The organism is Prevotella sp. S7-1-8 (assembly GCF_000758925.1).
In the GTDB taxonomy this organism is placed as follows: Bacteria; Bacteroidota; Bacteroidia; order Bacteroidales; family Bacteroidaceae; genus Prevotella.
Map to the genome: position 1 here is coordinate 1 of NZ_JRNC01000051.1, position 14,593 is coordinate 14,593.

12 protein-coding genes and 2 pseudogenes are annotated in these 14,593 nt (G+C 37.9%); 2 read left to right on the forward strand and 12 right to left on the reverse strand.

Translation table 11 applies throughout. The annotated features are described in order from the left end of the window. Nucleotides 1-343 precede the first annotated feature (343 nt). A complete protein-coding gene (locus HMPREF1640_RS08580; RefSeq protein ID WP_081935326.1) occupies nucleotides 344-2,653 on the reverse strand; it encodes a TonB-dependent receptor domain-containing protein in 2,310 nt (769 codons plus the stop codon). A 373-nt stretch (nucleotides 2,654-3,026) separates the two neighbouring features. On the opposite strand from HMPREF1640_RS08580, the pseudogene HMPREF1640_RS12835 reads away from it, so the two are divergent. Further along, nucleotides 3,027-3,465: pseudogene (locus HMPREF1640_RS12835) on the forward strand (helix-turn-helix transcriptional regulator); the annotation flags it as partial. A gap of 58 nt (nucleotides 3,466-3,523) precedes the next feature. Here HMPREF1640_RS12835 and HMPREF1640_RS08595 read toward each other — a convergent pair. After that, complete coding sequence (locus HMPREF1640_RS08595; protein ID WP_081935327.1) at nucleotides 3,524-5,845, reverse strand: TonB-dependent receptor; 2,322 nt, start codon at nucleotides 5,843-5,845, stop codon at nucleotides 3,524-3,526. A gap of 375 nt (nucleotides 5,846-6,220) precedes the next feature. On the opposite strand from HMPREF1640_RS08595, the gene HMPREF1640_RS08600 reads away from it, so the two are divergent. Continuing rightward, nucleotides 6,221-6,976, forward strand: coding sequence for a helix-turn-helix transcriptional regulator (locus HMPREF1640_RS08600; protein WP_036893972.1), 756 nt, complete (start codon nucleotides 6,221-6,223; stop codon nucleotides 6,974-6,976). Nucleotides 6,977-6,990: 14 nt separating this feature from the next. On the opposite strand, the gene HMPREF1640_RS08605 is transcribed toward HMPREF1640_RS08600, so the two are convergent. The 10 genes and pseudogenes from HMPREF1640_RS08605 to HMPREF1640_RS08650 all read right to left on the reverse strand — a co-directional run bounded on the left by HMPREF1640_RS08605 (nucleotide 6,991) and on the right by HMPREF1640_RS08650 (nucleotide 14,275). Beyond that, entirely contained in the window at nucleotides 6,991-7,740 is a 750-nt protein-coding gene (locus HMPREF1640_RS08605; protein ID WP_036893921.1) for a ThiF family adenylyltransferase, read from the reverse strand. 128 nt (nucleotides 7,741-7,868) lie between these two features. After that, nucleotides 7,869-8,159: a helix-turn-helix domain-containing protein gene (locus HMPREF1640_RS08610; protein ID WP_036893923.1), complete on the reverse strand. Its 291-nt coding sequence runs from the start codon at nucleotides 8,157-8,159 to the stop codon at nucleotides 7,869-7,871. Between the two features lie 12 nt (nucleotides 8,160-8,171). Next, nucleotides 8,172-8,438 (reverse strand): annotated as a pseudogene (locus HMPREF1640_RS12840) (helix-turn-helix domain-containing protein). 599 nt (nucleotides 8,439-9,037) lie between these two features. Next, nucleotides 9,038-10,462 (reverse strand): DUF805 domain-containing protein, encoded by a 1,425-nt coding sequence (locus tag HMPREF1640_RS12605; protein ID WP_052051775.1) that lies wholly within the window; start codon nucleotides 10,460-10,462, stop codon nucleotides 9,038-9,040. A gap of 24 nt (nucleotides 10,463-10,486) precedes the next feature. Further along, nucleotides 10,487-11,104: a zinc ribbon domain-containing protein gene (locus HMPREF1640_RS13720; RefSeq protein ID WP_036893925.1), complete on the reverse strand. Its 618-nt coding sequence runs from the start codon at nucleotides 11,102-11,104 to the stop codon at nucleotides 10,487-10,489. Beyond that, nucleotides 11,101-11,664, reverse strand: coding sequence for a zinc ribbon domain-containing protein (locus tag HMPREF1640_RS08630; protein ID WP_036893927.1), 564 nt, complete (start codon nucleotides 11,662-11,664; stop codon nucleotides 11,101-11,103). The genes HMPREF1640_RS13720 and HMPREF1640_RS08630 overlap by 4 nt, the downstream gene beginning before the upstream one ends. A gap of 96 nt (nucleotides 11,665-11,760) precedes the next feature. Beyond that, nucleotides 11,761-12,276, reverse strand: coding sequence for a hypothetical protein (locus HMPREF1640_RS08635; protein ID WP_036893928.1), 516 nt, complete (start codon nucleotides 12,274-12,276; stop codon nucleotides 11,761-11,763). Continuing rightward, nucleotides 12,263-13,027, reverse strand: a complete 765-nt coding sequence (locus HMPREF1640_RS08640) for a hypothetical protein (RefSeq protein WP_036893930.1) — start codon at nucleotides 13,025-13,027, stop codon at nucleotides 12,263-12,265. The genes HMPREF1640_RS08635 and HMPREF1640_RS08640 overlap by 14 nt, the downstream gene beginning before the upstream one ends. 133 nt (nucleotides 13,028-13,160) lie before the next feature. Next, the gene (locus HMPREF1640_RS08645) at nucleotides 13,161-13,772 is read right to left on the reverse strand and encodes a hypothetical protein (RefSeq protein WP_036893932.1); all 612 of its coding nucleotides are present in this window, start codon (nucleotides 13,770-13,772) and stop codon (nucleotides 13,161-13,163) included. A gap of 20 nt (nucleotides 13,773-13,792) precedes the next feature. After that, a complete protein-coding gene (locus tag HMPREF1640_RS08650; RefSeq protein WP_036893933.1) occupies nucleotides 13,793-14,275 on the reverse strand; it encodes a hypothetical protein in 483 nt (160 codons plus the stop codon). Nucleotides 14,276-14,593 lie beyond the last annotated feature (318 nt).

The window sequence follows — 14,593 nt, forward strand, 5'->3', positions numbered from 1 at the left end:
CCAATTTCTCAACAACCGCGTTCGGGACAAGTGGGGGGTTAAACAAAAAGACCGAAAACGCGTATACATTCCACCGCCATCTTGAAGCGTACGCGCGCCCCACTCGCCCCCGCCTATGCCGTACGTGGCGAGCGTCTCCTCAAACATACACACGAGCATTTATTGTGCCAATGGGTTAATCCCAATAGCAAAACGAGACTCAATACTTTTTCCGCCTTGCTTTTTACACATCTGTATTATCTCATAGTGTTATTTCAAAGAGAAAAGTATTTTTGCCAGTGGTTTGAGCAAAAAAAATAATTTGCATACAACATAACATTAATGTCCCAATTCTAACGAGACTCTAATGAATGAGTCTATTTAATTCATTACTTGATTTTTCCCCTTTGTATTTATTTTTAGATGGATTTATCTGATAACTTGCAGTGAAGATAAACGTACATCTATCGGCATCGTTCCATTTATTTAAAATGATATTATTGGTGTTTTTACTCCATTTTTCACGACTTGTGTTAAATAGATTATTAACTGCAAATTTTAATCGTAGCTTTTCATTAAAAAAGTCTTTTACGCAATGAATATTACAATCGAAATTTTGAGAATAAGAAACCAACTCTGTATCTAAATTCCCACATGTGTTAAAGCTCATATTAACTCCTATTTGGAAATGCTTAGGCAGGGTTATTATATTATTCAATAGAAAAGAATAAATGGGCTTATTATATTTACTGTTATTGTAAACCAAAAAAGGTTTGGTGAAATCTATTGTAAATGATGGCCTCCATATTTTAAACCATATAGGTGAGTAATATAAAGCAATATCAAAGGTTTGATTGCTTTTTATATTCTGAGTGTGAAAAATAGCAATGCTATCACTTCCATTGTATCTGTCGTAAACATACATCGTACTATTCTTCATCATCGAATAATTTGCCATTACTTGTAAATCTTTCCACCCTAATGAAAATGAAAGCATATTGTTTTTTTGTGGTAAAAGGTTAGGAGTACCACCTTCATATCCATAAGGGTTATTATACTCAACAGAATTTCTTAGCATAAAATAACTTGGACGTAATGTCGTATAACGATATGCAAGGGTCATCTGTACATCATTGTTTTTGTAATTAATGGCAGTGGAAGGATAAAACCCCTTATCCTTCTGAGAATCTTTCGTTGAATTATTGCTATTGTTATAATAATTAAAATTCATATATTCAAACCTGATCCCCATACTTATATCCCAGTGCGCGCCAAAAGATTTTTCATATTCTGAGAAAATAGAATATAGCTGTTGTTTAGCCACATTGGAAGTAGGTAACAGGCTATTTCGCAAGGTTGTGCCATCAAGTATTGAGTAACGATTTTTGTTTGTGGTAAAAGCTCCATCAGTTCCGGAGGTCAAAGTTCCACCAGCCAAAGGGCTTATTACCTTTGCCCGATAGGCATATAGCATATTATTACTATGATTCTTTGAATGGATTTCTTTGCTTGAAAGAGAATAATCTTGGTTATTCTCGTTAGATGAGTTCATATAATCAAAATCAATCTTGAGATATGTGTCTTTTGTGAAATAATAAGAGAAATAACCATTTATATAATGACTGTATATGGCGGATTTTCTTTTATCGTTTGACATAAAACCTCTTACGCGTCCCAAATGTTTAACTTCCACATAATCATCAACTGTAAAAGTTTCATCAGGTACAGATGTGTACTTGTATATAGCACCCATAGCCACCTTATCTCTGTGCTCGTAATTAAGCCCTACTGATCCGTTCCAAGAGAATGCGTTAATTCGCATATCCAAATTCTCGTTTACCTGCCGAGTTAATAAACTTCGATCTGAGAGCTGCTTAGCTTCAGATGATCTTTGATTATATCGCAAATCCGCAAAAACGTCAAATTCTTTTTTGCGATATTTTATGTTTAGTCCACTATAATGAGACAATCTACGCTCCATGCTTAAACCTGCATTAGCCAAACAGCCAATTCCTTCTCCTATTGCTTTTGATGTGATTATTTTTATCACAGCGCTTATTGTAGCGTCATACTCCGCTCCGGGATTGGTTATAATTTCCACTCGTTTAATATCAGAAGAGTTTATTTGATGCAATTCGCTTTGATTACGCACCAATCTATTGTTGATAAAGATTAAAGGTTTTCCTTTACCCAAAACACTAATATTTCCATTCTTGTTTATAATAAAGGGAAGATGAGATAACACATCTAAGCCATTACCAAGTTTAGCCAATGGTCCAGAAGCAATATTAGCGATGATACCTTTCGATGTATGTAAGTAGGTCTTACCTTTGACTATAACTTCTTTTAGAGTATTTTCATTGGGCTGTAAAAAGAAATTATATAAGGTATCTTCAGGCACTATTTTTCTAAATTGGGTATTGCAGCCAATGAAACTTACTTTTATAATACTGTTGGGTATGGTGCTTGGAATTATAAACATGCCCAAAGAGTCAGTAGTGGTTCCTGTTATAAAAGCACTATCAGATGCGGAAAGGATGGTAACATTTACAAACTCCATAGGTAAATTGCTATCTTTTTCTCTTACTATTCCTTTTATTTGTGCCAAGGTACAAAGTGAAAGCATAAGTAATTTTATAATCAATATGCTTCGCATCTTATTGTTAGTATTCATATAGCATTTATTTTTTTTATTGATTCGATATCTTTGTTTATAGATTCGTGATTTCGTCCTCTGTAAATGACGACATGTGATGGGAATAATTCTCCCTAACTATGAAATTGGCAACTTCATTCGAACAGGATTTATCAGCCATGAATATCTCATACTCTTCGAACGACGCTACTTCCATTTCCATAACGATTCTTTTGTATTTAATTTTATACGGCAAAAGTAGTGGTTCTTTAAACATTGTACACTACACTTTTGTGTAATTCTTCTTTTCTATCTTGCTATTTACACTTTTGTGTAATCTATTAGTGCCATTTCGAAGAAAAAAGTATTTTTGCCATGAGATTAAGTGAAGAACCTGATATGTTCGTCATATATGACAGACATAAAAGATTTCTTTATAGCATCGAACACCGTGCGCAATGCACCGGACTATGACTCACATGTACTGTCTACATTAGTACAAACGGTAGAGGCTTTTGCACGTGTGACTTATCAGAGCGTTTACTTGATAGATTATTATAAGCAGGAATTCCTTTATGTTTCGGAAAACCCTTTGTTTCTTTGTGGGCATACGGCAAAGGAAGTAAAGGAATTAGGGTATAGCTTTTACTTGGAATATGTGCCGGAGGGAGGAACAAAAAATGCTCGTGGAGCTGAACGGCGGTGGTTTTAAGTTCTTCGATACTTTCGACAACGCTGATAAATACCAATGCTCTATGTCCTATCATTTTCATCTGAAGAGTGGAACAAGGAGCAAACTGATCAACCATCAGCTTACTCCCATTCTATTAACCGATGAGGGCAAGATATACTATGACGGAAATTGCAAAGGATCATATTGCAAGATGATAGGAAAGGATGTTGTCATTTTTATCGTATATCTTTTATCTCATTGTATTCTTGATTACCTGTAATTTTCTTAATTGTAGAATGCTTACCTTTCTCGAAAGTCCATTTTACGCAGAGTCCAATATATGGAAATGCGGTGGTATTATCATAAGTAGTCTTAAATAAATTTGTCTGTCGGGAGTATTTGCGTCCTTTTCCTGCAAGTCCAAACGACAGCTCCAATTCTAATTTATCTTTGAAAAGTTCTTTATAGATATTTCCCGTAACATTATAGACGCTATAATAAACACGGTCTAAGTTCCTAAATGTTGGTTCTAACATTACGTTCAACATACCGCCCCATCCTGAAGGGAGGTTGAAACTATTATAAAGCGTATAATATTGTCGGAGTCTATTCTTGTCATATTTTATACCATCTAAAGTTATATCCTCTACATGCAATTCTAATTTACCCGTGGCTTTCATCATCCAATATTTCAAAGGGTGTAGATTCAGTTCCACACTCATCCCATACGCATTTATCCCATCAAGATTAACAGGACGAGTGTAAAGGTAATCTTTATTCTCCGAACTATTTTCGGTTTGCCAATAAATATTATTATTAGCGTGGATATAGACACCTGTTACTCCAAGTAAATTTTTAAAGAAAGAGAAAGAAGCCATCACCATATCATTCGTTGGAGCTTTCAAAGACGGGTTTCCCATTGAATAATTAGAGGCACTCGACCATCTAATCGTTGATGATATTGCTGAATAAGGAATGTTCTCCAATATATGCTTAAAAGCAAAACGAAAGATACTGCTTCCGTTTTTATTTAATGGAGTCATTAAACTAATTGAAGGACTTAATTCTCTTTGTATGTTCTTGGAAATTGCATAGGACTCATCATCGCTATATGAAATATGATTCATTTGCCAATTTACGCCAAAAGAATATTTAAACTTCTTGAATGCTCCCGCTAACTGAACATAGACATAAGGGGTAAAGCCCTTGACTTTCGTTCTACTGTTGCTTACGAAAAAATCGTCAGTCATATTGTTTACTACTGTTGGAGTAAATTGCTGATTCGCAAATTGAACTGCACCACCATAAGTCAATAGATTTCTACCTATGGGTTGAGTGAAATCTAATGAAGTTTTCCAAAGATTATTATTTTGCTTGTCAGTTGCTCCAACGCATTCTGCGCTATTCCCAAAATAAGTTGTAGCTGTATTTGCGTGCCTGTTAAAATAGTCAATCGTCAAATCTGCCAAGATTTTACTCTTGCCGAGAGGAGTTAAATATTTTGTAGTTACTTCTTGTTCTACAATTCGTTTGTAAGTCCTTATATTTGTATTATTATCGTCATCATAAGTATTTAAGCGTGAATGGTTGTGGTTGGCTGAGATATAGTAACTAAAACTCAATGACGATTGTTTGTTAAACTGTTGGGTAAGGCTCAGCCGATTAGAGAAACGATGGCCCGAATTATTATTTTTTTCATAACTCTCTTTCTCAATGCCCGATAGTTTATTATAAAGAATTTGCCGGCCATTCTCTTTATACTGATACCAAGGCAGCGATAGATTATCGTAAACATGCAAATTTTTATATCTATAATATATCGTTCCTCCTATGTTTTCTTCTTCTATACCATTCCCCTTGTGTGCGGTTCCTTCCGCAGACAAACTACCGTAATAGTTCCTGTCGGCTATTTTCCTTAATGAGATATTGATAACTCCTCCACCAGTAGAGGCATTGGCGTTACTTCCTGCAAGATAATCAACCTTCACAGAGCCAATCATATTGGCAGGAAACTTGTTAAGTTCTTCTTGCGAGGTTATTTTAATTCCATTTACATATATTTCGCTTACAGGAAGTCCATTAATGTTGATAACTCCGTTTTCATTAGTTATTCCTGGGAGGAATAGCAAAGCATCAGCTGTTTTCTTCCCTTTCAAGATAGGAGAGGATGCTAAGTTTACGGTGTATCCCATCGTGTTTTGTATGATTCTTGAAGCCGACACAGCAACTTCGTTCAGCCCAACAGCCTTGGGATAAAGCGTAATTTTTATAGGGTTATTGTCCATTTCCTTAGTTTGGAAAGCATTTTTGTACGATAGATGTGAAACTCTCACGATTACAATTTTGTTTTTGTCGGAGATCTTAACCTTGAATTGTCCATCTGCCGTCGTTATACAACCTCCTACCAGTGTAGAATCAGTAGAAGTTAAGATGGCTACCGATGCAAGCTCTACTGGCTTTCCTTGATTATCTAATACATATCCTTCTACTTCCTGTGCGTGCAGAACACCACAGAAAGATAGCATTAATACTAAAAACAAAAATACAACTTTTCTCATCAATATTAATTATTTACAATTTTGAAATTAATGATGTCATAAACAAACACCTCCATGGAGTATACCTAATTCATCCTCTCTTAACTCTGAAAATCCTCCTTGATAATTTGATTTTTATTTATTTTGTCTACTCTTATAGATTTTCAACTTCTTCTCCTTTTTTATTACAGTGAGGTCTGTATTATAATCTTGTCGACTTTATGATTTCTGTTGCAAAAATATTTATATCTCCAAATTATATCGTTACACTTTTGTGTAATTTTTCTATTCCTATCTTGCCTTTTACACTTTTGTGTAATCTTTTTGCAGTATTCCGCATTAAAAATGTACTTTTGTAGTGAAATATATCAGCGAACCTTAGCACGTTTAGCATATATGACAGACATAAAAGATTTCTTTATCGCATCAAACACCGTGCGCAATGCACCAGACTATGGCTCACATGTAATGTCTACATTAGTACAAACGGTAGAGGCTTTTGCACGTGTGACTTATCAGAGTGTTTACTTGATAGATTATTACAGGCAGGAGTTTCTTTATGTGTCAGACAACCCTTTGTTTCTTTGTGGGCATACGGCAAAGGAGGTGAAGGAATTAGGGTACGGTTTTTACTTGGAACATGTGCCGGAGGAGGAACAAAAAATGCTCGTGGAGCTGAACAGCAGTGGTTTTAAGTTCTTCGATACTTTCGACAACGTTGATAAATACCAATGCTCTATGTCCTATCATTTTCATCTAAAGAGTGGAACGAGGAGCAAACTGATCAACCATCAGCTTACTCCTATACTATTAACCGATGAGGGCAAGATATGGATTGGAATGTGTGTCGTGTCTCTGTCTTCGCATAAAACAGCTGGGCATGTAGAGTTTCACAAGAATGGACAACAGAAATATTGGAATTACTCTTTCGAGGGACATCGGTGGCAGGAATGTGATGGTGTATCGCTTAAAGAAGAAGAGCTTGAAGTTCTCAGACTATCTGTGGCTGGTCTTACGATGGCAGAAATTGCAGACAGAATGTGTCGCTCGTTAGACTCCATTAAATTCTACAAACGCCACGCCTTTGAAAAATTAGGCGTGGCGAATATTACAGAAGCTATTTCAAGGGCAACCTTAAACAAATTGTTCTGAGAAAAGAACTTCGCTTATTGCAAAAGTGAGGAGAAATAGAATTTTGGAAAATAGTTCACAGGTTTTCCTGTAGCAAGATTGTACATTGCTGTTGTACACAATCCCGCTGTAATCCATGATGCTATGGACAGTTGTGGAGGTGGGAGCATTCCGCATTCTTCCCTATATTGAGTAACGATTTTGTCCAACCACTCTTTTGGCTGATTCCAAAAAGCTCCATGCCCTGTAACATATTCAGCCACCTTTAGTTCAAATCCCTTAAATCCGTCTGCCAATTCTGATATGGAATGTCCCAATGGGTCTGCGATTGTAACAAAGCCTGCCCAACCAAAGTTGTATGGGTGCAGTACGGGGATTTTTCTTTCTTTGCATATCTCATCAAAGACGAATGGGGTCTTATCCTTAAAGTCCAAGGCATTGATAGCCACATCATGTCCACTCAATAAATTCTCAATGTTACCCGGATTCAAAAACTCTGTATGATAGTCTATCTGTGCATTGGGGTTAATACTTTGCAAGCGTTTAGCCAAACATTCCGCTTTGTATCTGCCAATGTCATTCTCCGTATAATTCTGTCTGTTAAGGTCGCTTTCATCCACCTTATCACCATCAACGATGGTGATATGCTCAAAACCAAATCTTAAAGCGCATTCAGCGATAATGCTGCCAATACCCGCACCACCAAGGAATATTTTATAATCCTTGATAATTTTTTGTTCCCTTTCACTCACGTAGAGCCTGTTTCTACTGTATCTGTCTTCCATAATCTATAATTTTTATTTTTGGCAAAAGTATAAGCAACAATAAAAACATGCGCTACACAAAAGTGTAATAATCGATTATGTTATTGATTTTTTTAGATTTTATAACGTATTCAGAGGTAATATGGTTGCTATTCCTGATAATGTTCGTCCAATAATTTCTCCAAATCCGACACCTTATAGAGTATCTTCCCTGCAAACTGAGTGTATGGAATAATCCTCCTGTCCCGATAGTCTCGCAAGGTACGAGGGCTGATATACAGCCGCTCGCATACATCCTTGCTCGTCAGGAAATGTTCTCCTCCAAACAGCGGTTTGTGTGTCTGTGACACTTCCTTGATTCCCTTGCTTACACCACTAATAGCGGACAACATCGCCTGCATATCATCCGCTTCAATATTCAAGTGCTTTACTGATTCCATAAGACCCTTGCCTTATTTGTTATTCTTTAGTCTGTCTGTTTTTGTTTTCTCCGATTTAGTCTGCAACAGCCGCTCCACGTCCTCACGCCTGTAATAGCACTTATGCGCGATTGGGGAGAAAGGCAACACACCAGTATCGCGATAGCGTTGCAATGTGCGCTTGCTAAAATTAAGCAACTTGCATACATCGCCGTTGTGCAGTCAATCGGTGTGCTTGCTTTGTTCCCCAAATGCCTTGTGGCAGGTCTCGGCAAGATCCGCAGTGTCAGAAAGGAAAATGGATTTTTAAAGACAACAGATAATTTGATTAAAAAAAATAGTATAACTTTGCACTTTGATTTTGAATCTTCATCTCGCTACGCTTCGAGAACGTCTGCGTCTCTCGGCGAGGGGGACTCTTTTATTGCACTTCGTTTTGGAACTTACGAGGTATTCTATTGAAAATTAAAAACCTATATTTGCCTACACCTTCTTTTTAGCCTAAACGCGTGAAATAATGTTGGATGCTTACGTTTTTCTTGCGTATTTGCTGGTTTAAGGATTTTGTGTTACGATATAGTCTTGCTATCTCAGTACACTGCTGACTGAGATAACACACGTAAACCATATCTCTTGCATCATGTCTTTCAACACTTTCGACAGGTCCGCAACTTACTCTTTGACAGGTATAAAGGTGCGAAAATACATCTAATATGCAAGAATACATACCGCTTAAAAAAGTTTTAAGGGATGTTTTGCGGGAAATAAAAGATAGAGGTAGAGTGGTTTTTACTATCGCTGAATAGTTTTACAAATGAGAAATATTCTGTTAATCGATATCAAATATTTGAACCTGATTGGCATTATATCGAGATATGCCTTTCTGGCCCATCCGTCCCTTACTCAGCCATGTTCGGGTCATCATTCAGGTATTGACGTAAACTGGCTGTAAGCGATGGCATTCCCTCTGTTCCGATGTCGTCCATTTTCCAGTCAGAATTTTCCTGTCTCATGGTGACATGAGCTATTCGATCAGAATTTTTATATGCCGGATCAATAATTCTTACTCGAACCTGCGCGACGTTATCACCATTAGAGTCTTGACTTAGCTCTACGTTTTCCACTTCCGCTCGTATATCGGGGAACCAGTCTTGAGCTTGCGTGAAAATATCATAATCGATGAAGCCACACTCGTGTTGATGGTAGATCCTATCGTACTCCATTACTCTGTTCCAAAGCTCCTTCAGAATATCGGTACTATAAGCGTTGATGACTTCAGATTGGCCGAGAGCATTGAAATCAGTCTTATACATTTCCAATACTGCTCGCTTAACATCATCTTTCATTTCAGATGCACCCATGTCATATGTGTCATCAGAAACGGCAACGGAATCTACTAATGCAAGGGAATCTGATGCTTCTGTATTATTTGGGTCTGTAGACATGATATCCAATAGCGTTGTTCCGTTACGGTTAATCATACCTTCTATTCTTAAAGCACTAAAGAAAATTAATATTGCCATGACTATCCAAAAAATGAGATCTGTATTGGATCGTACCACGAATTTTCGGTCTTCTTCATTCGTTATTTCTTCTTTCTTACAATATAGGACGAGAAGCCATATTGCTCCAATCACTGGAATGACACTTATCAAGATCCACCACCCACTCTTGTTGATAGAGTGCAATCTGCGTACCTGCAAAGCGATTGACGGGATGGCAAGTACTAATGAAACCATACCTGTGATGGCGAAGAACCAATCAACTAAGATTATATCCAAGGCACCAGCCCCTATCAATACGAGCGTGTAATATAAGCACGCTAACCAGAAACGTTCACGGCTTATGGTAGAGCTGAAATCAAGATACTTCTCTATGAACTGCTTAACAAAGTAGTTGTTGAAATATCCTTCCTTGATGTCATCATTAAGATCTGTATCATCATCGGTGTCGTTCGTATCATCAGGTGAAAGAAGAGTGCCGGTGACAGGTGTCGGCTGTGAAGTGGATGTCGTGACATTTCTCTCCGTACCCTCATGTTCGTCCATGACAATTGGGGTAGACTTGGTGTCAGGGGATGGTTGTCCTTGCTGTTCTTCCCACTCGTGAGGGATGGTCGTGCCATTCTGCAAGGGTTCGTTGCAATATGGGCAGACCGTTGTATTCTCCGGAATAAGTTCAGAACAAGCCGGACAGGGTATCATCTTTACCGGCTCTTCTTTCTCTACTTTCTCCGTAAGCCATTCTCCGCAATATCTACATTTCTTGGCGACGGCTTTTATTTCTTCGCCACAATAGGGACATGTCTTAGTCTTATCATTCATTTTGAAAGTATTGATTTAGAATTGTTAATTATTTAATAGTTTGTCATAGAACTCCTTTCCTCCATCCTTTGTGAGCATGAAGTCATCCCAATCTACACTTGCGAAAGTCATTCCTAATACGCCAAAACCGACATCTATACCATCGGGATGTTGATTATTCACTATAGAGACCGTATTCCAGAACCAATGCTTCTCTATGTTAATGGAATTATATTGGCTGAAGGTCTTGTCTATACCATCATTAATCGTTCCTGTATCTAATGCCATGGCACCCAATGTCCCTAACCCTGGAATGATTGTATTGCCCAAGGAGGCAACCTCGTCTTGTACAGCTTCATGAACTCCGTCTAAAACTTTGTTATAGAGTCTAGCCTCATTGGGTATTGTAAAATGTGCAATGATTAAAAAAACAACTATCCAGAATGCTTTTGCAATGAAACCGGTAATCATATTCTTCACCTCAGGATCCATTTGATCAGAATCTGCATCTTCATACACCGGCTCAGGTGTTACTGGTTCTGTGTTAGGGTTAGGCTGAGATATGGCAACATCCTTAATCAGCCATTCTCCACAATGCTTGCATTTTTTTGCTGTCGCAAGAATTTCCTCTCCGCAATAGGGACATCTTTTAGTACTGTTCATAATTCGTCAAATTTACTGTGGAATGCCGGTAAATGGAATAACAAGGCAACGACACCGGCAACAAGTCCACCTGTCATGTCATAAACTGCATAGCCAATACAAAACCATGTGGCGATAGCGCCCACACAATAAACAATTCTAAGTATCTGGAAACTCATCAGTATCGTAAATATAAAGTAAGCTATCAGAGTTTCCCACCATTTCCAATCATAGACGTACGACAATAAGACTCCTAACACAATGGATTCTATCAACAACAAACAGCCCGTTATGGAAGAATAGCCTTCAACGACTTCTTCTAAAGTCTCATTGCCTTCGTCATCATCATCTGCTGGAACAGAAGCAGGCTGAGGGGCGAGGGCGCCAGTCTTTATATCGTAGGCTTTCCTGTCTTTGTAACTAAACCAAGTTCCGCAATGCTTGCATTTTTTCGCATCAATGTTAACCCATTCGTCGCAGGCAGGGCACTTCTTCTCAAGCCAGTTTCCACAATGCTTGCATTTTTTAGCTGTTGCCAGAATTTCAGAGCCACAGTATGGACAAATTTTTGTTTCTTCCATATTCTATATAATTCGTATAAGCCTCAGACTTCCGCCCTACATCGTTTTATTGTAGGCAGGAAGTACTGAAGCGTGATTATGGATTTTGAAGACTGCTTACTCGTCTCCCAAGACATTCAGTTCGTAGGTAGGATAGATACCTTCACCATCTATCGTCACTTTTTTGCCTTCTACCTTAATATTACATTCTCTTGGCTCCGAATAACCTTGCATAGCAGCATTGACAATTTCCTCATACTTTGCGTCTTGATTGGTTACAGAAGCGCCGTCGGTGTCGAAAGTAAAGATTATCTTACCATCTGATATTTTCCACTTAAATGGAATATCAATCTCTTCATCCCCATTACTATAAACTGCAGTCTCCATACCGGTTCCATCTTCATCCAGCACACAGTGCCAGCCTTCAAAATCCCCAGTGGAAGTATAAATACCGGCTATACCAGCCGACTGTGCATCTGTTTCGGTAGAGGATTGGACAGTGTCAACCCCTTTGGCAGAATTAGTCTTCTTAGAATTACATGAGACAATTGTTAGCGATGCAATAATTGCAATTGACAGAATACTTAGTTTTTTCATAATTAAATTATTTTGATTAGGATTAATATGTTTCATATTTAATAGCGTCCCGCATATATTTATATTGCAACCAGCTAAAACCGAATGAAATTAATGCGAAAAAGAACTTATATACTTCCTCGTCTTCAACCATAAAAGCAACTATAACTAAAGATGTCACACCGAACACAATGGATGCCAGCAACACTATGCCAATTTTCTTGATGCTGCCTTCATACTTAGTAATCAGCACGATGCCAAAGGCTACTTCTATCAGGCTAAAGATCGGTATCAATACATCCACAACCTCACCATCTTCGATAATTTCAAACAAGGATAGCACTATGGACAGAATGACAAAAACAGTCTGTGGGCGACCGATTATCTCAAGACGCTTCATGACCCCGTACCAAAGTCCTACGGCGCCAACCGCTTCTATAATTGACGCTATCGTCGCATTGATACCGATTGATTGGATTAAGGAAAGCACAAAGAAAACGAATCTAAACTTCCCCCCTCCATGTAAATCTCTTGAGATGTAAGGACAAACCGCTAAAGAATAGAGCAATGCGCCAGTTATGGCTATGAAGAATGATATTTGCGCGAGCCCCTTAATATCTTCACTTAAAACCCTTGGCTCGGTGTCCTCAGTATCATTAGGTTTAGGCGTTGGCCCAGGCCTCTGCGCCGATACTGTTGGGCTAACGCCTGGTTTAGGTATAAGCCATTGTTTGCAATGCTTGCACTTCTTCGCCGATTCTATAATATATTCACCGCAAAAGGGACATTGTTTTAAATTTTCGACCATACGTATTCACTATATATTTTTAAGACTCACTTGAACTATTATGAGAGCTCCCGTCAAGAAAGTACCATTGCACAGTTCTATCAAGACAGAACTCTTTAGAAAAAGAATTAAATAATAGAGCCTTTAATTGCTGTTAGTTTTGTTTATAATAATGGTATTCTTCCTGTTCACTGTCTTTAAAAGACATACTATTACCATTTATCTCCAGATCGGAATATTGATAGGATTCATCTTTCTTGCAGTGATAATAATCGAACATGTCAGAGTAACAGCTTTTCTGAATTTGCTTTTCCAACTCATTTTTTTCTGCTACCAAATCTAAAAGATCACTACTGAGCACTTCATAAGGAGAGTAATGAACTTTTAGGCTCTTTTCCTCGACTGCGACCCGAAGTGTGGAGACATCATAGCTGACATATAGGTCGCCTGCTATAATTTCCCATTTCCCCTCAACATAAGAATCTAAAACATAATCGTAGGTGTCGTCCCCATATTCGTAATTTTTAGATATGTATCTTTTAGTTTCAACCAAGGTTCCGGACGCGTCATCATTATTTCCCTTTTCGAATACCAAAGTCTCATTTATACTATCTACACTCTGGTCATTGGAGGTTAAATTATATTGTATGTTCCAAGTTCCTTGAATGGCCTCTGACAGTCTATCGTCGTCACATGAGGAGAAGAGAGCGGACAACAAGACAAGACTGAAAAAAACACAGTGATTTGGGACAGATACTCTATTCATAGGTAAAATGATTATTGTCCTTAAAGTGCAGATTGAAATATTGCCCCCAACTCTTCGATAGCTGTTTCATCAAAAAAAATAGAGCCACCCATACGCAGCAAACCCACCACGCGGTTATTGACAATGAGCTGATGCCCCAAATAGGCCGATCCGAAGGCATGATCATGGTGGCCAATGGCCAGTGAGAAAACTTCTGATAATGGGAGAGAACCTTTATCGGATATGGCAACCAAGCCACTCAAAAAAGAATCCTTCACACATTTATAGTACAAAGTCTTATCCGTAATCATTAATCCAGACCATCCATACCCTTTAAATGTCCCAGGAATCTTATCATTTACGATAAGGAGAGGTCGCTCGTTTTGACAACCATCAGCATAACGGTTGCAATGTTTTTCAATTAATTCTGACGTTATGGCGTCACCAACATAAACGTTCTTGCTAATTTTTTTACCAGACGATAAATACTTCTGAATGGCATTTTTCAAACTCAGTTCATTCATAGCTTTAATTTGATGATAATTATTAATAAAGAGTTAAATAGTATGCTGTCATGATTTTCAGCTATGCCCGAATAAAAAGTGAGGTGTGGACCCTAATCCACACTTTCTCAAAGTAAGGCTCTGGTAAAACCCAATAACAAAGAAAACATGAAAGAGGAATCCACACCCTATGCAGGTGTGAACTCGCCCAGACATATCTTTGTTCAATGTTATTTGTTTGAATTTACCAGATTCTACTTTTTGAACTTCGATATCCGAACGGGAACACAAGTACTTCTTGTGACTATTCATTTGCAAATATATATAATATTTGTATAA